At 47.6% G+C, this 20,776-nt stretch carries 21 protein-coding genes; 15 read left to right on the top strand and 6 right to left on the bottom strand.

Annotated features, from left to right (window positions below; translation table 11 throughout):
* Positions 1-54 precede the first annotated feature (54 nt).
* The 5 genes from prpC (at position 55) to VNQ80_RS17045 (ending at position 4,201) form a co-directional block, all read left to right on the top strand.
* On the top strand, positions 55-1,209 hold the full coding sequence (prpC, locus tag VNQ80_RS17065; protein ID WP_325640890.1) for a bifunctional 2-methylcitrate synthase/citrate synthase: 1,155 nt from the start codon (positions 55-57) through the stop codon (positions 1,207-1,209).
* A 50-nt stretch (positions 1,210-1,259) separates the two neighbouring features.
* The gene (locus VNQ80_RS17060; protein ID WP_325640888.1) at positions 1,260-2,714 is read left to right on the top strand and encodes a bifunctional 2-methylcitrate dehydratase/aconitate hydratase; all 1,455 of its coding nucleotides are present in this window, start codon (positions 1,260-1,262) and stop codon (positions 2,712-2,714) included.
* A 38-nt stretch (positions 2,715-2,752) separates the two neighbouring features.
* On the top strand, positions 2,753-3,451 hold the full coding sequence (locus VNQ80_RS17055; protein WP_325640886.1) for an RluA family pseudouridine synthase: 699 nt from the start codon (positions 2,753-2,755) through the stop codon (positions 3,449-3,451).
* A gap of 53 nt (positions 3,452-3,504) precedes the next feature.
* Positions 3,505-3,783: a hypothetical protein gene (locus VNQ80_RS17050; protein ID WP_325640884.1), complete on the top strand. Its 279-nt coding sequence runs from the start codon at positions 3,505-3,507 to the stop codon at positions 3,781-3,783.
* Between the two features lie 118 nt (positions 3,784-3,901).
* On the top strand, positions 3,902-4,201 hold the full coding sequence (locus VNQ80_RS17045; protein WP_325640882.1) for a DUF983 domain-containing protein: 300 nt from the start codon (positions 3,902-3,904) through the stop codon (positions 4,199-4,201).
* Here VNQ80_RS17045 and rfbC read toward each other — a convergent pair.
* Both rfbC and VNQ80_RS17035 read right to left on the bottom strand, forming a co-directional pair.
* Complete coding sequence (gene rfbC / locus VNQ80_RS17040) at positions 4,185-4,733, bottom strand: dTDP-4-dehydrorhamnose 3,5-epimerase (protein ID WP_325640880.1); 549 nt, start codon at positions 4,731-4,733, stop codon at positions 4,185-4,187. The two genes, VNQ80_RS17045 and rfbC, sit on opposite strands and share 17 nt — an antisense overlap.
* 4 nt (positions 4,734-4,737) lie before the next feature.
* Positions 4,738-5,034, bottom strand: coding sequence for a DUF4286 family protein (locus VNQ80_RS17035; RefSeq protein WP_325640878.1), 297 nt, complete (start codon positions 5,032-5,034; stop codon positions 4,738-4,740).
* A gap of 159 nt (positions 5,035-5,193) precedes the next feature.
* Here VNQ80_RS17035 and VNQ80_RS17030 point away from each other — a divergent pair, with 159 nt between their 5' ends.
* The 9 genes from VNQ80_RS17030 (at position 5,194) to VNQ80_RS16990 (ending at position 14,165) form a co-directional block, all read left to right on the top strand.
* Positions 5,194-7,080, top strand: a complete 1,887-nt coding sequence (locus VNQ80_RS17030) for a S9 family peptidase (protein WP_325640876.1) — start codon at positions 5,194-5,196, stop codon at positions 7,078-7,080.
* Positions 7,077-8,744: a HAMP domain-containing sensor histidine kinase gene (locus tag VNQ80_RS17025; protein ID WP_325640874.1), complete on the top strand. Its 1,668-nt coding sequence runs from the start codon at positions 7,077-7,079 to the stop codon at positions 8,742-8,744. Before VNQ80_RS17030 ends, VNQ80_RS17025 begins: the two co-directional genes overlap by 4 nt.
* 59 nt (positions 8,745-8,803) lie before the next feature.
* A complete protein-coding gene (locus VNQ80_RS17020; protein WP_325640872.1) occupies positions 8,804-9,499 on the top strand; it encodes a response regulator transcription factor in 696 nt (231 codons plus the stop codon).
* A gap of 130 nt (positions 9,500-9,629) precedes the next feature.
* Complete coding sequence (greA, locus tag VNQ80_RS17015; protein WP_325640870.1) at positions 9,630-10,103, top strand: transcription elongation factor GreA; 474 nt, start codon at positions 9,630-9,632, stop codon at positions 10,101-10,103.
* Positions 10,104-10,388: 285 nt separating this feature from the next.
* Positions 10,389-10,799 (top strand): HIT family protein, encoded by a 411-nt coding sequence (locus VNQ80_RS17010; protein WP_325640868.1) that lies wholly within the window; start codon positions 10,389-10,391, stop codon positions 10,797-10,799.
* Positions 10,800-10,904: 105 nt separating this feature from the next.
* The gene (locus VNQ80_RS17005) at positions 10,905-11,561 is read left to right on the top strand and encodes a DedA family protein (protein WP_325640866.1); all 657 of its coding nucleotides are present in this window, start codon (positions 10,905-10,907) and stop codon (positions 11,559-11,561) included.
* Positions 11,562-11,579: 18 nt separating this feature from the next.
* On the top strand, positions 11,580-12,131 hold the full coding sequence (locus VNQ80_RS17000; RefSeq protein WP_325640864.1) for an inorganic diphosphatase: 552 nt from the start codon (positions 11,580-11,582) through the stop codon (positions 12,129-12,131).
* On the top strand, positions 12,131-13,444 hold the full coding sequence (locus tag VNQ80_RS16995; RefSeq protein WP_325640862.1) for a hemolysin family protein: 1,314 nt from the start codon (positions 12,131-12,133) through the stop codon (positions 13,442-13,444). The genes VNQ80_RS17000 and VNQ80_RS16995 overlap by 1 nt, the downstream gene beginning before the upstream one ends.
* Positions 13,428-14,165 (top strand): 16S rRNA (uracil(1498)-N(3))-methyltransferase, encoded by a 738-nt coding sequence (locus VNQ80_RS16990; protein ID WP_325640860.1) that lies wholly within the window; start codon positions 13,428-13,430, stop codon positions 14,163-14,165. Before VNQ80_RS16995 ends, VNQ80_RS16990 begins: the two co-directional genes overlap by 17 nt.
* Before the next feature lie 10 nt (positions 14,166-14,175).
* Here the strand turns inward: VNQ80_RS16990 and VNQ80_RS16985 are convergent, their stop codons facing one another.
* The 4 genes from VNQ80_RS16985 to VNQ80_RS16970 form a co-directional block, all read right to left on the bottom strand.
* Complete coding sequence (locus tag VNQ80_RS16985; RefSeq protein WP_325640858.1) at positions 14,176-15,030, bottom strand: universal stress protein; 855 nt, start codon at positions 15,028-15,030, stop codon at positions 14,176-14,178.
* A 124-nt stretch (positions 15,031-15,154) separates the two neighbouring features.
* A complete protein-coding gene (locus VNQ80_RS16980; protein ID WP_325640856.1) occupies positions 15,155-15,634 on the bottom strand; it encodes a hypothetical protein in 480 nt (159 codons plus the stop codon).
* 7 nt (positions 15,635-15,641) lie between these two features.
* The gene (locus VNQ80_RS16975; protein ID WP_325640854.1) at positions 15,642-16,991 is read right to left on the bottom strand and encodes an ABC transporter permease; all 1,350 of its coding nucleotides are present in this window, start codon (positions 16,989-16,991) and stop codon (positions 15,642-15,644) included.
* The gene (locus VNQ80_RS16970) at positions 16,988-17,653 is read right to left on the bottom strand and encodes an ABC transporter ATP-binding protein (protein WP_325640852.1); all 666 of its coding nucleotides are present in this window, start codon (positions 17,651-17,653) and stop codon (positions 16,988-16,990) included. The genes VNQ80_RS16975 and VNQ80_RS16970 overlap by 4 nt, the downstream gene beginning before the upstream one ends.
* Before the next feature lie 270 nt (positions 17,654-17,923).
* On the opposite strand from VNQ80_RS16970, the gene VNQ80_RS16965 reads away from it, so the two are divergent.
* Complete coding sequence (locus VNQ80_RS16965; protein WP_325640851.1) at positions 17,924-20,665, top strand: TonB-dependent receptor; 2,742 nt, start codon at positions 17,924-17,926, stop codon at positions 20,663-20,665.
* Positions 20,666-20,776 lie beyond the last annotated feature (111 nt).

Genomic DNA, 20,776 nt, shown 5'->3' with positions numbered 1-20,776 from the left:
GTCGTAAGTTTGATTTGAGGAAGAGGCCTAATTATAAAATATAAATAATAACGTATGAGTGATAGCAACCAACAATCGGGATTCAAGCCCAAGAAATCGGTAGCCCTATCTGGCGTCGCGGCAGGTAATACCGCATTATGTACGGTGGGCCGGAGTGGCAATGACCTGCATTACCGGGGTTATGATATCCTCGATTTGGCGGAAGGGGCTTCTTTTGAGGAAGTGGCCCACTTGCTTATCCATGGGCGTTTGCCTACAAAAGCACAATTGCAGGCATACCAGCAAAAACTAAAAGGGCTCCGTGGGTTGCCCCAAATAGCGAAAAGCGTGTTGGAGCAGATCCGGCCTGCAGCGCATCCCATGGATGTGCTGCGTACGTATACCTCCGTGTTGGGTACTATTTATCCCGAGCGCGATGATCATAACGCGGTGGGTGCACGGGATATTGCCGACAAGCTGTTGGCTTCGTATGCTTCCGCGTTGTTATATTGGTATCATTATGCCCATCATGGCAAACGCATCGAGGTAGAAACAGCCGATGAATCAATCGGTGCCCATTTTTTGCACTTGCTGCATGGTAAGGCCCCATCGGCATCGTGGACAGAAGCTATGGCGATTTCGCTAAACTTGTACGCTGAACATGAATTCAACGCATCGACATTTACTGGCCGCGTAATCGCAGGGACAGGGTCAGACATCTACTCGTGTGTGACAGGAAGCATTGGAGCACTCCGGGGTCCTAAACATGGCGGTGCTAACGAAGTGGCCTACGAAATCCAAAGCCGGTATACCAGCGCTGATGAGGCTGCCAAAGACATCAAAGAACGGCTCGCACGCAGGGAGGTGATTATTGGATTCGGTCATCCAGTGTATACGATTTCCGACCCCCGGAATGCGGTTATCAAAAGGGTGGCACGGCGGCTTTCGGAAGAAACAGGCGATATGGGATTGTTTTCGATTGCCGAGCGACTGGAGACGCTACTTTGGGAGGAGAAGAAGATGTTTCCAAATTTGGATTGGTTTTCTGCGGTATCCTATCACCTCATGGGCATACCGACTTCCTTCTTCACGCCGCTGTTTGTTATTGCACGGGTTACGGGGTGGAGCGCCCATGTGATCGAACAACGCGAAGATGGCAAGATTATCCGGCCCAGCGCGAATTATACCGGCCCGGAGCCCGTGCCTTTTATCTCACTGAAAAACAGATAATGTGGAAAACACATTTTTCGATAAGAAATAAACTAGAATTAGATAACCCCATGTCATTACACCATTCGAAAGAAACGATAGAAACGGATCAAGTGATCGTTGACCTTGTTAATTATGTACTGGATTACGAAATCACTAGCCAACAGGCTTTCCAAACCGCCCATTACTGCTTACTGGATACACTTGGCTGTGGCTTCGAAGCGCTGACCTATCCGGCGTGCACTAAATTGCTGGGTCCCGTGGTGCCGGGCACCATGGTGCCCAACGGTGCCAAAGTGCCGGGTACAGCATATCAGTTGGACCCCGTACATGCCGCTTTCAATATCGGCGCGATGATCCGCTGGCTCGATTTTAACGACACGTGGCTAGCTGCCGAGTGGGGGCACCCGTCCGACAATCTGGGGGGTATATTGGCGACAGCGGACTGGCTATCGCGTACGGCAGTAGCCCACGGCAAGGCCCCCATTACTATGCATGATGTGCTGGATGCGATGATACGTGCCCACGAGATACAGGGGGTAATGGCACTCGAAAATTCATTTAATAAGGTTGGTCTCGATCATGTACTCCTCGTGAAACTGGCTTCTACGGCCGTGGTAGGTAAACTTTTGGGGCTGAGCCGTGATGAACTAATCAACGCCGTGTCGCTAGCGTTTGTTGACGGCCATTCCCTACGCACGTATCGGCATGCTCCCAACACTGGGAGCCGCAAGTCTTGGGCAGCGGGAGATGCAACCTCCCGGGCTGTGCGCCTGGCGCTCATAGCCAAAACAGGGGAGATGGGATACCCGTCGGTACTCACCGCAAAAACCTGGGGCTTTTACGATGTTTTGTTTAATGGCAGCGCATTCAAGTTTCAACGGCCATACGGTTCATACGTGATGGAGAATGTGCTCTTCAAAATATCATTTCCTGCAGAATTTCACGCCCAGACTGCCGTGGAGGCAGCCATGACCCTACATCATAAACTGAATGAACTAGGAAAGACAGCGGCCGACATCGAGCATATCCGTATCCGTACACATGAAGCTGCAATCCGCATCATCGATAAGAAAGGACCATTACACAATCCGGCTGATCGCGACCACTGTATCCAATACATGATCGCTGTACCGCTGATTTTCGGCAGACTGACCGCGGCCGACTACGAAGACCACATCGCCAAGGACCCCCGGATCGACGTGCTGCGCAACAAAATGGAAGCTAGGGAGGACACGGATTTTACACAAGATTATCACAATCCTGAAAAACGATCGATTGCCAACGCACTTACTGTAACGTTAACCGATGGTACCGTGCTGGATGAAGTGGTGGTAGAATATCCCATTGGCCACAAACGGCGGCGTGAAGAAGGGATGCCGGTGTTGGTAGCAAAGTTCAGAACCAATCTTGCCCGCGTATTCCCAGCCAAGCAGCAGCGACTGATAGCGGAGCTATCACTGGATTTCGATGCCCTATCCACCACGCCCGTGCATGAGTTTGTGGACTTGATGGTGACCCCTTAAATCCTTACCTTTGCCGTGTAACGTGAAGATACTGGAATATGCCTATTACCGATAAAGACATCGTCTACGAAGATAATCATCTGCTTGCCGTAAACAAACGTGCAGGGTACTTGGTGCAGGCCGATCCAGGCGGAGATGAACCGTTGGAAGATATGGTAAATAAGTACCTCACCAAGAAGTACGATAAGCCGAATGGTGCTTTCGTAGGTGTGGTGCACAGACTGGACCGGCCTGTGAGTGGCCTGATCCTGTTTGCTAAGACAAGCAAGGGTTTGGAGCGCATGCAGCGACTATTCAAAGACAGGGAAATCCATAAGACCTATTGGGCAGTGGTACGCCAACCGCCCGAAGAGCCGAGCGGGAAACTCGTGCATTGGCTGTCGCGCGACCGCACACAGAATATTACCAAGGTGCACGCCGAATCGGCCCCAGGCCGGGTATACGCCGAGTTGGACTATCAATTGTTGGGGGAGTTGGGTGGGTATTTCCTCATTGAAGTATACCCGTTGACAGGCCGTACACACCAGATTCGCGCACAATTGGCCTCAATGGGATGTCCCATTGTGGGCGACCATAAGTATGGCTATCCCAGGGGAAGCCTGCGGCGGACGATCTGTCTGCACGCGAAGAAGTTATCTTTTGTACACCCCGTAAAAGATGAACCCATAGAGCTGGTCGCCCGTTTGCCCCGCGATGGCTTTTGGGACCGATTTGAGGTTTTTGAGGAGCATCGCTAATTCGGCACCCGATATCGTTTGCATATCCATGCAACTTTAACTAAGTTTGCACTATGAATTTCATGAAGCGTTTCTTAGGAGCGATGTTGTTGGCGGCTACGCTGACAGCAGTAGTCCCCGATCGTGCCGACGCGCAGTGTGCCATGTGTACGCTCACCGCCGAAAACGCTACCCAAAATGGCAACAACCAAGGCAAAGGCCTCAATAAGGGAATTTTATTTTTGTTGGCCATACCTTATTTGGCAGCGGTTGGCGTGGGTGTGCTGTGGTATAAAAAATATCGCAGTAAGAAGACGGTGACCATGGACGATGAGCCCATCGTGCTGAATTAAGATGCTTATGCCGACACACCGTACCTCGAGGATCAAGGCGATCATGGGGTCCAAATGCCCGAAGTGCCGGGTTGGACACATGTTTGTAGGTAACGCGTATGGGATAAAACGGCAACGGATGAACGACGTATGCCCTCATTGCGGATTCCGCTTTGAAATTGAGCCGGGTTATTTCTATGCAGCCATGTATGTGAGTTATGGGCTCTCAATGGCGCAACTGGTCATCATTGGGTTACTGACTTACGAGCTAACTAAAAGTGAGTCGCCTTGGGTATATTTAACGGTGCTGTTAGTAGCTATCGTTGTTTCTGCCCCATTTAACTACCGCTATTCACGCCTCATCTTGCTCCATTACCTTACTCCAAAGGTGAAATACGATCCTAAATATGAGGACGAACTGGTTAAAACGGACTCGTAATCTCTTCTAGCAATGGCAGCTGGCTATCTTTTTCCGAGACGATTAACTCATCGACAGCCATGGGCCAACTGATATGCAGGCTCGGGTCGTTCCAGCGTACACCAACTTCGCCGCTTTTGTCATAAAACCCGGTTACTTTATAGGCAAACACGGTATGGTCTTCGAGTGCTAAAAAGCCGTGGAGGAAGCCAGGCGGTATCCACAAGGCATTGGCTTGGCCTGCATCGAGTGTAATGGAAAAGGACTTTCCGTAGGTTTCTGATTGCTTACGGATATCGACGACAACATCTAACACGCTGCCACGTAGCACCCGGACCAACTTGCCTTGCGCTTGGGGTCCAGCCTGGGCGTGCATGCCCCGCAGTACCCCCCGATGGGAGTAGGAGAGATTATCTTGCACGAAGGTTTCGCAGATGCCATTTGCTTGAAAGACTTTTTCGTTGTAGGTTTCGATAAAATAGCCTCGCTCGTCAGGCCAGATTTGCGGCTCGATAACAATAAGATCAGGTATGGGTGTCGATTTAAAGGTCATTCCATTAATTGTTGAGGTATTTCATGATACTGTCGAAAAAAACGACTTTGCCCGGATACTGTCCGTTGAGCCCGGTTTGAAGGGAGGCTAAATCGCCGGTTTGGAAAGCTATAATGTCAGCCCTGTCGTTGCAGCGCAACTGCACACAATAGGTAGCCCCCTCGTGCGGGGAATCCAATAATTCCAACAGCGAGAACGGTGCGCTTGGCTCTAGATTGCGAAACAGCGCAGCGTCAAGATGTTGTTTTACGGCGTCGCGGATGTCATTTTCCACGATGATCGTGACATTGTACAGATACATGGCGCGAAGATACACAATATGTAGAAAACTAATCGAACAGCCAATTGGATATCTAAAGTTAAGTGCGGATATTTAAGCGTGTAAAATTAAGGTTGCATAGCGCCCTTTTACCACAAAATTTTCCACCTTTGATTGATCAGTGAAGGGAATATTGTAATTATGCTGCGCACTGTTTTATTTTTGACTGCCATTATAGCGGGCTCATGCTTCTTAAACGGTTGCGATGGCAAAAAAAGACGGTTGATTCCTGTGGAGGATTTTTTTTCTGCGCCGGAGAAAACCAACTTCCAGATATCGCCCAACGGTGAATATATCGCCTACTTGGGGTCGTATGGAGATGAGAATAACATTTATGTTATATGTGTTGGAGAAGAGGGGGAGCCGCAACGCATTACGTCTGAAACCGATTGGGGCATTCATTCTTATTTTTGGGCGAACGACGATGAGCTCGTGTTTACCAAAGACAAGCGGCACGATAGCTTGCAGGTGTTTGCCGTAAACCGGTCAACGCTGGCGGTACGCCACCTGATGCCCCCGTCAACCGTGAAATTACGCTGGATATTGCCCACCAAGGTTATCGACAATAGCTTCCTGATTTCACTCAATGAACGGGATTCTTCTGTTTTTGACGTATATCGGCTCCGCATCGATGCCTGCAAGAAAGAACTCATTGCAAAAAACCCCGGTAATATCATTAGGTGGTACGCCGACCTGAATGGCGAATTACGGTTGGCATTAGCCAGCGACAGTGTGAAGGAAACAATGTTGTACCGCGATACGGAAAACGAGCCGTTCCGGCCGGTGATGAGCAACAGCTTTCGGAATTCGATCATGCCGCTGGGCTTTTCGTCGAGAAAACGGAGTCATGTATTTGCATTGTCTAATTTGAACCGTGACAAGTTGGCGCTGGTTGAGATCGATATGGAGACGGGCAATGAGGTTGAGGTGATCTACGGACACCCCGAAGTCGATATCGACCACGGTGGTTACTCCAGTGAACGTGGCGAGATGGCCTATGCCACTTACGCCACGTGGAAACAACAACGGCATTTTCTCGACACGAAAACAGCACAGGTATATAACGCTATCAGTAAAAAACTGATCGATTATGAAATCGATGTACTCGATCGCGATACGGCCCGTAATCGGTTTATTGTACGGGCATTTACCGACGAAGATCCCGGCGCTATCTATTACTTCGATATGTCGGGCAATGTAATGGTGAAACTGGCGGATAACAGTCCGGCATTGCGCGATTGTTTGCTTGCTGAGATGAAACCCATTGCTTATCAGTCGCGCGATGGCCGAGAAATACAAGGCTATCTCACGTTGCCGCCAAATGCGAAGGGCACGAAAGTGCCTGTAATAGTGTATCCGCATGGTGGGCCAAGTGCCCGAAGTAAATGGGGGTTTAATCCTGTTGTGCAGTTTTTTGCAAACCGGGGGTTTGCGGTGTTCCAGGTCAACTACCGAGGTTCAAGGGGGTATGGAAAGGCCTTTTGGTCGGCCGGATTCAAGGAGTGGGGCGGCGAGATACAAGATGATATCACCGATGGCGTGCGCTGGCTGATCGAAGAAGGAATAGCCGACCCGAAGCGAATCGGTATCTATGGCACCGGTTTCGGTGGATACTCTGCGTTGCATGGAGCCTGTTTTAATTCGGACCTCTACGCCTGTGCAGCGTCTTACTCCGGTTTTACAAATTTATTTACATATCTCAAGGAAATTCCGCCGCACCTCGCACCTTACCTGCAAATGTACTATGAGATTATCGGTAACCCCGAGAAGGAGCCGGGCTTGATTAAGGCAATGTCGCCCGTGTTCCATACTGAAAATATCGATATCCCCGTATTCATCGCGCAAGGCGGCCGGGACAGTCGGAGCGCCGTAAATGAAACCAATCAATTCGTGCAGAAGCTTAGGAAGCGTAACATTCCCATCACGTACATGTTGCGCGAAGAAGAGGGACGTTATTTTCGCAACGAGGGAAACCGGATAGCGCTTTATCGTGAGCTGGGCGACTTTTTCGAAAAGTACTTGAAATGACACATCAACGCAATACGTACCGCGTAAACTATATCTTGGTTAGCGCCTTTATCGTCGTTGTTGTTGCGTCATTTGTCGTGGCCACATTTCTCGCACGCGACCTCACGGTAACCTATGTCGAAAACGAGTTTTCGTCGCGCAAAGTGGAGGTACTCGAATACAATATAGGTCCGTTCAATGAGTTTTTCCACAACCGCATACCCGAAATATCGTTCTACCAGGGCTATTTGGATTCGGCCGGGGTGGCCTTATATGCGGATAGTGTATTGCTCACTTACCCCTTTGTGGAGCGGATTGTATTTTATGACGTGTCGTTGAGCAATAATGAGGATATCGATTATGGGTTTTCTGCTAATAACTTAGTGGTGTATCCGAAAGGGGTCTATCAGTTCAGTACGCACGGTAAGTCGGATAGCTTGTCGACCACAGTGAACCATAATAGGCAATTGCCGCTGTCGCTGTCGGACGATTTTAACAACATGGCAGTGAAATTCGCTGCCTTTATCGAACGGGTAGACACGGCCAAAGCATTGCACGATGACGACATTTTTAAGGTGTTCTATTCGGTAACACCGGGGAAAATATCATACATGAATATTCCGCGGCGCGACGATCTCAAAACCTACAAGGAGTTGATGTACGGGCAGCACGTGCCCGGTGCTGTGTACGAGCAGGATGTACTGACCTATTTTATCAACCCGAATAAGCTTTTGCTTACGAACACGGTGCCCGAGTTGTACCAGCGGATACAGATACAACCCTTGGTCTACGAATCGATTGATACCGATCCGAATTTATTGACCACGGAAACCCCGTTGCCTGGTGCATTGGCCGACTATAAGATTTATTTCAGTTCCAGTCGGCCATTCTTGCGATCGGAAATAAACAGGCGCTTCCTGCCCGTTATGGCGGGGGTAATTGGGATATACCTATTGTTGGCTATTGTCGCCTACTTGATTTACCGCAATCTTTATGTGAATAGGCGAATGTTCAAACTGCAATACGATTTCATCAACAATCTCACGCACGAATTTAAGACGCCTGTAAGCGTAATTAAGATTGCAGGCAACAATATTTACAGTGCTAAGCAGCTTTCGGATAATGAACGACGGCATTACGGGAAGATATTGGATGAGGAAGCCGACAAGCTGAACAACCTCATGAATACACTCCTGTCTTTTACGCAAATAGAGAATAAATCGATTAAGATGAAGCGGGAAGCGGTGAATTTGCACGAATTTTGTGATAAAGTGCTGGCGGCTACCCGAATTAAGTACAATGATTTGAATATCCGGTGCAAAGTAGATGTAAAAAAGAAGTTGTATGTAGACCCCGTATTATTGGGGAGCATATTTCAAAATTTAATCGATAATGCCTATAAATATTCCAAACCGGATAGTAAGATGTTGGATATCACGGTGAAGCAGGTGAAGAGGCAGGTGTCTATGCGGTTTTCTGACAAAGGTATCGGTATTGCAAAAAAAGAGCAGGAACATATATTCAAGAAGTTTTACCGGGTACAGAATCAATATAACCAAAAGGGCAGCGTAGGCTTGGGACTTGCATTTTGCAGGGAATTGGTTAACTTCATGGGCGGAAATATCGCCGTGGAAAGTGAATTGGGTAAAGGTACGACGTTTAGTATCGTATTTCCGTTAGACTGATTACTTTGTGATCGGTTTTCGATTTTGTTTTTTACTTGAAAAGAAATGGTATAAAAGATATGTATAAGAACATCAAAATAGCCATCATCGAAGATGACGAAAACTTACGCTTTCTGGTAGCGCACCGCCTCGAATCGGAAAATTATGTGGTTGTACAAACCGGTAATGGGGATGAGGCCGAACAGTTGATACTGGAACAAAAGCCGGATATCGTGTTGCTGGATTGGATGCTGCCCGGCAAACAGGGCGCGGAGATATGTGCCGATCTGCGCGAGGCGGGATTTACCAACCTCATCATCATGATGACGGCCAAATCGCAGGATGTGGACAAAATCGATGCGTACACTTTCGGTGTGTCGGACTACATCACCAAACCATTCAGCATGGACGTACTTGTTGCCATGATCGAGAATAAGGTCAAGTATTTTGTGAACAGCCAGGGAGCCGACCTTTACACCTTCGGTGAAACCCAACATCATCCCAATATCCACTCGCTGATACGCGATGGCAAGAAAATTGAACTCACCATTCTTGAAAATCGGATTTTACTCTATTTTCTGCAGAATGTAGGGAGGGTTATCAGCCGGGACGAACTGATGCAAGTCGTGTGGGGCTATAGCTCCAATGTAAATACCCGGACGCTCGATATGCACATTGTGCGCCTACGTAAAAAAATAGAGCTCAATGTGGATAAACCTGCTTATTTGCAGACCGTAAGGGGTATGGGGTATAAGTTTGTGGATAATCCCAACTAAGGGCTTAAAAGTATTCACTATTTTTTTGTTTATTAAAAAGTAATCCCTATCTTCGTAATATTCGAGCAAGGCCATACCTCCGACGGTATGGTCTTGCTTCTTTTTTTGACTTTATTTTTAATTCATAATTATGGCAGAATTAACGTATTACAGTAAAGAGGGATTGGAAAAACTCAAAGAAGAGTTGCAGTATCTCAAAACGGAAGGCCGGGCAAAGATTGCTAGGGCCATTGCGGAGGCGCGCGACAAAGGGGATTTGTCTGAAAATGCCGAATATGATGCGGCAAAAGACGCCCAGGGACTGCATGAAGCGAAAATTGCGAAGCTAGAACAGAGCCTGGCCAATGCCCGTATAATTGATGAATCTACCTTAGATACATCGAAAGTGTTGGCGTTGTCTATCGTAAAGCTTAAAAATGTGAAGAATGGGAGTGTAATGACATACCAATTGGTGTCTGAGACCGAGGCCGATCTGAAGGCCGGGAAGATATCGGTCAAGTCGCCCATTGCACAGGGATTACTCGGTAAGTCTATTGGCGATAAGGCGCAGATACAGGTGCCGGCGGGTCAGGTAGAACTTGAAATCTTGGATATTTCCAGGTAAGTAATGTAACGGTTATGTGCGGGTTTGCCATAACCGCACATACCGAAGCTATATCATAGGCGGCTATTTTCATAAATAGCCGCTTTTTTTTACATTTCCGCTATGAAAAAGCGCTCAATGGCAGCGGAGGGACCACTGCATTGCTTTTATATGCAACGCGATTACATATTGCATATAAAAGTGAACTCAGCGTAGCGATTTCATTGATGCCAAAAAAACAAACAAGATATCAATAATTTATCTAAGTTTGTCAAAGACGATTTGTTCATTTTCATTCATTTAAATATGCCCACCATATTCTCGAAAATCATCGACGGCGAAATCCCAGCGTTTAAGGTTGCCGAAAGCAATGACTACTTGGCTTTTCTAGATATCAATCCGCTCGCTAAAGGGCACGTGTTGGTCATCCCAAAACGGGAAACAGATTACCTGTTTGATATCGGGGACGATGAATACATGGGGCTTTGGATTTTTGCCAAGATTGTTGCCCAGGGCATTAAGCGCGTGTACCCCTGCGAACGGATTGGCGTTGCAGTGGTGGGCTTAGAAGTTGCCCATGCGCATATCCACTTGATTCCCATCGATCATGTGGGCGATATCGATTTCAACCGACCCAAGCTTAAACTGAGCCAAGAAGCCTTTGCAGAAAGTGCAGAAGCAATAAAGCAAGCCATCCTTGAAATAACCCAAAGCTAATGCCATAAGCCAACTGGCACAAGTGTGCATTGTAAACACACGATTACAAGGCCATAAAGTGTTTTGGCGGTAAAGGCAATTTACGTAAGTTTGTAACTAATAGATATGCAAGAGTTCTGGGATTCTTTTTCACAATTGCTGGATGCGGAAGCATTGCTGATGTCTGGAGGCTTCTATCTTGTTATATTTGTTGTTTTTGCAGAGACGGGTCTTTTTTTTGGATTTTTCCTTCCGGGTGATTACCTGCTGTTTTTGGCCGGTCTATTCTGTGCTTCGGGTATGTTGAGCGTGGATATCACGACCCTTTGCTTGGGGCTGTTTGCAGCGGGCGTACTGGGGAATTTTACAGGCTATTGGTTTGGTTGGCGAACGGGGCCGATGCTTTTCAAACGTAAGGATACGTGGCTCTTTAAACGGCGCTACGTGGTCATGGCCGAAGAGTTTTATCATAAGTATGGCGGGGCGGCATTGATTATAGGTCGTTTCGTGCCGATAATACGTACATTTGCTCCTATATTAGCGGGTATTGTGCAACTTAATTTCCGTAAATTTGTTTGGTATAACGTTTCTGGATGTGCGATTTGGGTGTCGGTACTAACGCTGTCCGGTTTTTTTTTGGGACGTGAATTTCCCCAAATCATCCATTATATCGAATATATTATTGTTGGATTCATCATCATTTCATTTACCCCTATATTGGTTGCGTTGATCAGGAGGAAGCTGCAACACAACAAGAAAGACATTGAAACTAAGAATCAATAACCTTAATTGCTGCACAGAATGAGCATATTGCATCCGTGGCATGAAGTATCTCCCGGTGATGACGTTCCATCATCCGTTAACGCCATCATTGAAATTCCCAAAGGATCGAAAGCGAAATACGAAATCGACAAGGAAAGTGGGCTGATCAAGTTGGACCGTGTACTGTTTTCGTCGGTGATGTACCCGGCCAATTACGGTTTTATTCCAAAAACGTACTGTGATGACAAAGACCCTTTAGACATTTTAGTGCTTTGCTCGGTCGATGTGTATCCGATGAGTATCATTGAGGCCAAGGTGATCGGGGTGATGCACATGATTGACAACGGCGAGCAAGATGATAAAATCATCGCTGTCGCAAAAAACGATATGTCTGTCAATTACATCAACGATTTATCCGAACTGCCGCCACATACGATGAAAGAGATTGTTCGTTTTTTCCAGGATTACAAGGCGTTGGAAAGGAAAAATGTGACGATAGAACGTCTTTTTGGTCGCTCGTATGCGTATCAGGTTATACAAGAAAGCATCGATTTGTACCAGAAGGAATTTGCTGACCTAACGATGACCTAATGGGCTGGGAAATTTTTTGGACATTTTTTCTGGTTTTTGCAAATGGTTTTTTTGTAGCCGCCGAATTTGCGATTGTCAAAGTTAGGGCCTCCCAGATCGAGATTAAGATAAAGACCGGTAGCCAGGTGGCCCTCATGGCCAAACACATCACTACCCATCTCGATGGCTATTTAGCTGCCACCCAGTTGGGTATAACGATATCTTCTTTGGCATTGGGGTGGATTGGAGAAGCCGTTATGACAGATATCGTCGCGACGGTCTTCGGTTGGTTCAATGTCGAGCTTACAGGTACGGTCGCCAAGAACTTGGGCCACGTACTGGCATTTAGCATCATCACGGTGTTGCACATCGTATTCGGAGAGTTAGCGCCGAAGTCGATCGCTATTCAGCGCCCCGTAGGCACCACGATGGGCATAGCATTGCCTTTGCGGTTTTTCTATTTGTTGTTTCGACCCATTATCTGGGTGTTGAACGGGTTTGCTAACCTGTTGCTGAGGCTGATGGGATTTTCGGTAAACGTAGGCGAGGCACACCACTCGTCGGAAGAATTGCAGTACTTGCTCGATCAGGGTCGGGAAAGCGGTGCGTTGGATATGGTTGAACACGAATTGATTAAGAACGTGTTTGATTTTAATGAACGTATCGTGAAAAACATCATGGTGCCGCGCACCAAGATTTCTGCCATAGAAATGAACTGCTCGGGTAAAGATGTCATTGAGCGCATTACCAAGGAAGGGTATTCGCGGATTCCGATTTACGACGATAATATCGACCAAATCATCGGAATCGTGCATACAAAGGATATTTTGCCTATCCTAGCCAATGGGAAGGAACTGATGTTGAGAAACATTATCCGTAAACCCTATTTTATTCCGGAAACCAAGAAAATCAATGACCTTTTAGCTGAATTCCAGCAGCGGCGCATACAGATAGCCATTGTGTTGGATGAATTTGGCGGTACGGCGGGTATGGTAACGCTGGAGGACATCGTGGAGGAATTGGTAGGAGAGATCCAGGACGAATACGATGAGGAAACACCCATCGTCGAGAAAATATCTGATACGGAGTATATGGTGGATGCTAGTGCAAACGTGCACGACGTCAATGAGTTTTTGCCTAGGGAATTGCCCGAAAGCAGCGGCTACGACACCATTTCGGGCCTGGTGAGTGATTTGTTCGATAAGATTCCAGATGTAGGAGAGCACACGGAATTTCATGGATACAATTTTATCATCATGAAAAAAACCCAACAGAACATCGAGTTCGTGAAACTGGAGCTGATTGCGGTTTCCGAAGATGACGACGATGAATAACCTCGGCGATTTGCACCTTTTTTATACCCCAGATATACAACCGCAACACAAGGCTTTTATCCTGAGCGAGGAGGAGAGCAAGCATGCGGTACGGGTGCTACGCCTGTCGGTAGGGCAGCAGCTACAATTGGCAGACGGCAACGGTGGGTATTATAGGGCAGTGATTACGGATGCCCATCCTAAGCGCACGGTACTGGAAATCCTTGAGGTCAGCTTGGCCCATGGAAAACGGCCATACCACCTGCATATGGCTATCGCGCCCACAAAGAGCATAGACCGGGTGGAGTGGTTTCTAGAAAAAGCGACGGAAGTGGGGGTGGATGAAATCACTCCGATTATCTGTGACCATTCGGAGCGGAAGGAAGTGAAACTAGAACGGTTGCGCAAGGTGGTTGCAGCCGCCATGAAACAGTCGCTGAGCGCCTACTTGCCGAAGGTCAATCCCGCCATTAGATTCGATGATTTTATTGGACACGACTTTTCGGCCAGGCGCTTTATTGCACATTGTGCCGAAGGAGAAAAGGAGTACCTTGGCAATACGCTACAGCCGGAAGAACCGGCTGTTGTATTGATTGGCCCAGAGGGCGATTTCAGCGTTGCTGAGATTCAACGGGCCACGCAAGCGGGTTATACAGGCGTGACGCTTGGAAATACCCGTCTCCGTTCGGAGACGGCCGCATTGGTGGCCTGTGCAGAAGTAGCGATTTTAAATCGGGGATAAAAAATATACGCTACCGGTGATGCATATTGTGGAAAAACACAGGAACCGTCAATTGGTGTGCTATCGCTTTCACCAAACTCCTGGAAAATAGTTTGGTGAGGAAGCTTTTCCTTTCCTGCGTCACCACCAATACGTCGACGTTTTCGGATTCAATCATATCAAAGACGTAGTCGGAAAAATCTTCCCGGACATCCATCCGGTTGACCAGGTTTTCTGTTTTATAAGCTATTTCATCGATGCCTAAGCGATCTTGAATGTGGCCTTTCCACGATGTCAAGTCATCTTCGTCCCGATAGCTATCTTTTTCAAACAAATGCAATAACAGTAATTTCTTGGGCAGCCCAGCTATAGCTATGGCTGATTGCAACGCACTGATTTCAGATTGTTTGAAGTTAGACAGTAAGCCGATTGTTTCCCACCGGAAGGTTGTCTGGGTCTCCGGTATGGCCAATACGGGGATAGGGGATTTGCGGATAATTTCAAAAGTATTGCTCCCCAATATGGTGTATTTAAGTCCGGATGCACCCTTTGTGCCCATAATAATCAATTCATTTTTGCTTTCACCTGCTATTGCTGGCAATACATCGCCCAACATTCCGGTTAGACATGAAGTGACGATTTCCAAGTTCGGGAACTCCTGGCTCAGTTCGTCACGGAAGGTCGCCATATTGGACTGGGCTTTTTCCGTTTCATGATCGAGTATTTCCTGATTGAACTTCTCGTTAGCGAAAGACGACGAAAACGGCGTGTAAGCATGTATCAGGTGTATGGACCACTCGAAATGTTGTGCCATATGGCTTGCATAGCGCGCCGCTATTAACGCATGGTGGGAAAAATCGGTAGGGACTAAAATGTTTTTAAGCATAGTACTCTTAATTAGTGTGTTTGGTTTCATCACCGACAATGGTAATGAAAAGATACATCTAACGGGATGACCGAAGTCACCTAAAACAATGCTAGTAATCAGATTCGGCTATAAAAGCCTTCGTTCACTGAATTAATTCAGCATCTATGACTTGGATTTCTGCATTTCCCTCTTGGGTGTTTGCATTTAGGCGTACCGTGCCTTTTATTTTAATAGGTTCTTCGGTAAAGCGTACCTTTTTACCTTTTTTCATAAAAATCTCTACCATTGGAGGGATGTCCCCTTGTCCGCAAAACATGCACTGCATAATCGGAAGAACCGAAAGCATGAACGTCTCATGGTCGCGGCCCCCGTTCAACGGAACCAGATATCCGGGTAAGGTGACTGTCTTTTTATCAATCGCTTTCAGTTCGTCGGGAAAATGTGGGGTGTATATGGTCTGGTCATCCTTATGGGTTACCTTATACATCAACTTATTGATGGTTTCCCACGTATCGTTCATCATGGGAGTGTGGTCGGGTACTTCCCCGAAAAGCTCGTTTTGCTGGGCATTGACGGCTTGGATGCCGATTGCCATGAACGCAATTATAATTAATTTCTTCATTGGGTGTCTAATTTCCTGCTAATGTAGCTGATATCGATGTTTTGTACGCTTTTACTGCAGGGATTACGGCAGCAACAAAGCCTATCGCAACACCGATGATGACCAACACTGCTTCTTGCGGTAGCAATGCAAAAGCTTCCAAGAATGTGGCCGTGCTACCTGTGCTGGCCCCGATCAGGTAAAGCGCAAGGTGTCCAATTGCAATCCCTGCTACCGCACCCACAAAGGTAAGCAATATTCCCTCGGCAATCACTATGCCGAAGAGCTTTGCTTGCGATGCACCGAGTGCCCGCATGATGGCAAGATCGTATTTTCTGCTTTTAAGCGCATTATACAAACTGATGAATACACTAAGTGCAGCCATAAGCATAATCACGTAGGCGAGCACCTGGAGCGAGTCGATTCCGATGCCCAGCAGCGAGAATAAACGAGCGCTCTCGAGGGCTGGGGATGCGGCTTGCATCGACGAATGCTGGTTAACCAGCCGCGGAAACATGCCGATGGCCGCTGGATTGCTGTATTGGATGAGCATACTGGTGATTTCGCGCTCGCCCGACCCGATATCGCCAAGCATGCTCTTAACCAGTTGGGGCTCATCGGCTGGTCTGTCTACAGGCGGATGGTCGTGATCATGTGCTTCGCCATGATGATGCTCGTGCTCTTCAACACCTGCCAAATCGTGGTCATGGTCATGATGATCGTGTATTTCTCCGTCGTGTTCGCTAGCAGGCGAATCACCGGGGTCACCGTGCATACGCCATACACTCGCAAGGTTGGAGATAATCAACCGATCGACAACCCGGTGCCCCGACGCTAAAATACCGGTAATGGTATAGGGGTGTTCATCGTGTGTATGCCCTTCACTACTGAGGCCGTGTGCGCCATAGATAGTGTCGCCGATCTTGAGACCATGCTTACGGGCGACCTCTGCACCGATCACCGCCTCGAAATCGTCTTCCCATAACCGACCATCGGCAAGCTTCAAGTCATATAGTTGTAGGAAAGTGCTATCTGTCCCTACAATCCGGTGCCCCCGGAAGTTGTCGCCAAGTGATAGTGGAACGGCAAGCTTGACCATTGGATTGGCTGCTAATTTCTGGGCTTCGGCTAAACTGATGTTGCCAGTGGGGTTATCCATGTGATAAATACTGCTCAGAATAAGTTGAATGGGACTTCCTTTCGCGCCCACTACCAAGTCGATGCCGCGGCTGTTGTTGTCGAGTTGCTCTTCAATCTGATGAGAAGTGAGGAGTAATACACAGAGAATTCCCGTGCCAAATGCCGTAAGCAAGATCCCTAAAACCGAGGTTGCGGGATTCTGGCGGATGTTCTTCCACGCGATCTGTAGCATATTCATGCTGCACCTCCCACTTGATACGTATGTTCAAAACGTGCTTTCACCCGTTTGTCATGGGTGGCAATGATTAGTGTTGCTCCGTGTTGCTCCGCTTGCGTAAAGAGCAGATCCAACACCCGCTCGGTATTGTGGTCGTCGAGTGAGGCCGTCGGCTCATCGGCGACTAAAATGGCCGGATGATTGACAACCGCTCTAGCGATGGCGGCCCGTTGTATCTGCCCGCGACTCAATTTGTTTGGGTAACTATGGGCTTTATGACCGAGTTCAAGCAGTGCCAACACGTTTTGGATACGCGTATTATCTACCCCAGCGCCGGCGAAACTTTGGGCGATTTGCAGATTTTCCTTTACGGTAAGGCTTTTCACCAAGTGTGCTTCCTGGAAAATCAACCCGATACGCTGGCCACGATAGGTGTCCAATTTCCGCGGAGCGAGATCATAGAGTTCCTGACCATCAATCAGCACCGAGCCCGCTTGCGGCTGGAGTAATCCGCTAAGGATATGCAATAAGGTGGTTTTACCGCTGCCCGAATTACCCAGTATAAGGGTATGTTGCCCGACAGGGATGTCCAAGTCTGCAAACCGCAGCGTTTCCCCGCCCGGATAACGGTGTGCAATGCCGCTCAAGGAAGCGACTGATTTTAACAGGTGTTGTTGCATCATATTACACTGGATTTTCTGCCCAACGCAAACCTAAGTTATTCCGTTTAAATGGGCGGTATGCGAATGCAACTTTATTGTGATAGTTGATGATCGATCTGCCGGCACTGGGAGATGGGCTTATTCTAAGCTTAAAGTTTAAGTATTATTTGTAATTATATATAAGTCAGCATTATAACATTATTTTAACATAAAACTAAACATACATTCATCTAAGATTAACAGGCAGGTAATGTTAAGTTAGGATTATTGCAACAGAATTTTAGTCAAACCATGCAACGTAACAAAAACAACACATTTTTATTGCTTGTCGGCCTTCTTTTGGCCGGCATCGGCGCGAACGCGCAGGTCCCGAAGGGAATAGTCAAGGGGCTGATTAAGGAGGCGGCCACCAATGAGGTTATTGTTGGAGCGTCTGTTAGTTTAGTCGGTACTACGCACGGCACTATTTCAGATCAGAACGGCACATTCTTACTCAATGGCGTCCTGTCAGGCCAGTACATCTTACAGGTGAGTTACGTGGGTTATTCCACCATCCGCGTTGAGGACGTGGTTGTTAAAGATGGATCCGAAACGATATTAGACATCAATTTGGAAGCATCGGGTGAAGTGATGGATGAGGTGGTGGTGACCACGGCGCGCCATCGGGGAAGCGATATCGCGCTATTGGCTGATCAGAAGAAAGCTAGCTTGGTAATCCAACGCATCGGCGCCCAGGAGTTATCGCGGGTCGGCGCAAGCGATGCCGCAGCTGCTGTGGCCAAGATGTCCGGCATCTCCAAAGAGGAGGGAGGTACGCAGGTATATGTGCGCGGTATGGGCGATCGGTACAATACCACATCGTTGAACGGATTACCATTGCCATCCAACAATCCTAGGTTGAAGAATATAGCATTGGATTTGTTTTCCACGGACGTTATAGAATTCGTAGCGGTAGATAAGGTTTACAACAGCGAGATGTCGGGCGACTTCGGAGGGGGCAATATCGATATCTATTCCAAGGACTATTCGGGCAACGGAATGCTGGAAGTTTCGCTCTCATCAACATTAAATACCAATGCGATATCCCAGGCGGACAACTTCATGCTACTGGCCAACGGAAGCAAGTGGGGAAGGAAAGAATACATCATCCCGCAGAACCCGCTGGGTGGTTTTAATTTCACCAATAGTGCGAATCCGATTTCCCGCGATCCCTATCCCGCCAACGTCCGGTTGCTTGGTGGAAAGTCATTTAATATCGGCAGTGAAGGAAGGCTTAACTTGTTCGCTACGGCGGGCTTCGGAAATGGCTATGAATACCGTGAGGGGGTTAACCGGGATGTCAGCGCCCAAGGGGCTCGAATAAGGTGGACGGACCAAGCGCGTTACGGCTACAATACCAATAGTACGGCGCTGTTCAACGCCAATTATCGATTTAATACCGACCATAAACTATCCTACAATTTCCTATATGTAAACAGCAGCGAGCAATGGAACGATAACTATGACGGTTATTTAAGGGATAAGACGGAAGATGGAACCGGGTTGCGGCGTCTAGGCTCCTATGCGCAGAATAGGTTGTTTGTCAACCAACTGCTGGGCACACATCGACTGACGGACCGAATCGATGTCGATTGGGGGGCGTCGGTAAACAAGGTTGGCTATATCATGCCCGACCGGATTGAAAATACTTTACTACGCCGAAATGAAAATGAGTTCGTCGTTGTACAGACGGATGACACCGACAACAACCGGTTCAATATGCGACTCGATGAGCAGGAATATGCCATTAATCTTAATGGGAGTTATCGTATCGGTCAAGCCGAATCGCCCAAGGGCATGCTCAGACTGGGTTATCAAGGGCGATACAAAAAGCGTGGGTTTGAAGCCATACAGTTTAATTTCGACCATACTTCGACGGGTAGATCCGTGGTTTTAAATCCCAACAACTTGGACGCCTTATATAATCCACAAAGTTATGGGCAGCTATTTACGGTGGTTGCATTTTCGGGCGCCCGCCCGCAAAAGTACAATGGCGACCAACAGATCCACGCGGGCTACGTGAGTCTGGAATACGACGTAACCGACCGGCTGACGTCAGTAGTCGGAGTACGTTATGAAAACATCCAACAAAAAGTCGATTGGTTAACCGTTTTCTATCCCAACGGCGATTCCAATACGTTGACTAAAAACCCGTTACTGCCCAGTCTGAATTTGAAATATGAGCTGAATGAAAAGCAGAACATCCGGTTTGGTGCCAGCAAAACCTATACGCTGCCCCAATTTAAGGAACGTGCGCCGTTTGTTTACGATGATGGCTCCAATCCCGAGCAGGGAAACGCGTTTCTTTACCCTTCGGATAATTACAACGTGGATCTTAAATGGGAAATGTTCCCTTCTTCGTCAGAGTTGCTCACTGTGGCGGCTTTTGGAAAATATATCCAAAACCCAATTAACGAAATCAACATCGCCGCAACGGCTAACGATATTTCATGGGTCAATATTGGAGACGTAGGTACCGCTTTCGGAATGGAGCTGGAGGCTAAAAAAGACCTTGTGCATTTTAACCAGGAGCGGGATTTGCTGTCTGCCGGTTTGAACGTGGCCTACATGTATACCGATCAGAAAATCGATGTCGAGAAAGTTAGGCGTGAAACGGTGTTCGATATCCGTCCCACTTACAACGAGTCTACATTTACTGGGGCTTCAGATTTATTGGTGAACGCTGACCTGACTTATGTGAAACGCTGGCGCAATGACAGCAATGTGACGGCTACCGTGGCATATTCGTATTTCTCCGACAAGGTATTTGCATTGGGCAATGAACAAAAGGGCAATCTGGTTGACAAAGGGGTAAGTATGCTCGACTTTATCGTGCGGAGCAAGGTGAGCCGGCGGGTCGGAGCTAATCTGGTAGTACGGAATATCCTTGATCCCGAGTACCGCCGAATACAGGAGAATGCAGGCGGGCACGTGCCGGTCCTCACGTATAGAAAGGGACGGTTTTTCACCTTAGGGCTAACTTATCAACTTTAATTTGCCCCACACCCAGTTAACAATTTTATCATATACGATTAACAGCTAGGTTACTATTAATATACAGTTTTGTATCAAAATTAAGAAGATCAAAAAAAGAACGAACATGGA

The organism is Parapedobacter sp., assembly GCF_035556095.1.
In the GTDB taxonomy this organism is placed as follows: domain Bacteria; phylum Bacteroidota; class Bacteroidia; order Sphingobacteriales; family Sphingobacteriaceae; genus Parapedobacter.
This window is presented reverse-complemented; position numbering and strand designations above follow the sequence as displayed.

Coding starts and splice junctions, on each gene's coding strand:
- prpC (WP_325640890.1), top strand. CDS start 55: ATGAGTGATAGCAACCAACAATCGGGATTCAAGCCCAAGAAATCGGTA.
- VNQ80_RS17060 (WP_325640888.1), top strand. CDS start 1,260: ATGTCATTACACCATTCGAAAGAAACGATAGAAACGGATCAAGTGATC.
- VNQ80_RS17055 (WP_325640886.1), top strand. CDS start 2,753: ATGCCTATTACCGATAAAGACATCGTCTACGAAGATAATCATCTGCTT.
- VNQ80_RS17050 (WP_325640884.1), top strand. CDS start 3,505: ATGAATTTCATGAAGCGTTTCTTAGGAGCGATGTTGTTGGCGGCTACG.
- VNQ80_RS17045 (WP_325640882.1), top strand. CDS start 3,902: ATGAACGACGTATGCCCTCATTGCGGATTCCGCTTTGAAATTGAGCCG.
- rfbC (WP_325640880.1), bottom strand. CDS start 4,733: ATGACCTTTAAATCGACACCCATACCTGATCTTATTGTTATCGAGCCG.
- VNQ80_RS17035 (WP_325640878.1), bottom strand. CDS start 5,034: ATGTATCTGTACAATGTCACGATCATCGTGGAAAATGACATCCGCGAC.
- VNQ80_RS17030 (WP_325640876.1), top strand. CDS start 5,194: ATGCTGCGCACTGTTTTATTTTTGACTGCCATTATAGCGGGCTCATGC.
- VNQ80_RS17025 (WP_325640874.1), top strand. CDS start 7,077: ATGACACATCAACGCAATACGTACCGCGTAAACTATATCTTGGTTAGC.
- VNQ80_RS17020 (WP_325640872.1), top strand. CDS start 8,804: ATGTATAAGAACATCAAAATAGCCATCATCGAAGATGACGAAAACTTA.
- greA (WP_325640870.1), top strand. CDS start 9,630: ATGGCAGAATTAACGTATTACAGTAAAGAGGGATTGGAAAAACTCAAA.
- VNQ80_RS17010 (WP_325640868.1), top strand. CDS start 10,389: ATGCCCACCATATTCTCGAAAATCATCGACGGCGAAATCCCAGCGTTT.
- VNQ80_RS17005 (WP_325640866.1), top strand. CDS start 10,905: ATGCAAGAGTTCTGGGATTCTTTTTCACAATTGCTGGATGCGGAAGCA.
- VNQ80_RS17000 (WP_325640864.1), top strand. CDS start 11,580: ATGAGCATATTGCATCCGTGGCATGAAGTATCTCCCGGTGATGACGTT.
- VNQ80_RS16995 (WP_325640862.1), top strand. CDS start 12,131: ATGGGCTGGGAAATTTTTTGGACATTTTTTCTGGTTTTTGCAAATGGT.
- VNQ80_RS16990 (WP_325640860.1), top strand. CDS start 13,428: ATGACGACGATGAATAACCTCGGCGATTTGCACCTTTTTTATACCCCA.
- VNQ80_RS16985 (WP_325640858.1), bottom strand. CDS start 15,030: ATGCTTAAAAACATTTTAGTCCCTACCGATTTTTCCCACCATGCGTTA.
- VNQ80_RS16980 (WP_325640856.1), bottom strand. CDS start 15,634: ATGAAGAAATTAATTATAATTGCGTTCATGGCAATCGGCATCCAAGCC.
- VNQ80_RS16975 (WP_325640854.1), bottom strand. CDS start 16,991: ATGAATATGCTACAGATCGCGTGGAAGAACATCCGCCAGAATCCCGCA.
- VNQ80_RS16970 (WP_325640852.1), bottom strand. CDS start 17,653: ATGATGCAACAACACCTGTTAAAATCAGTCGCTTCCTTGAGCGGCATT.
- VNQ80_RS16965 (WP_325640851.1), top strand. CDS start 17,924: ATGCAACGTAACAAAAACAACACATTTTTATTGCTTGTCGGCCTTCTT.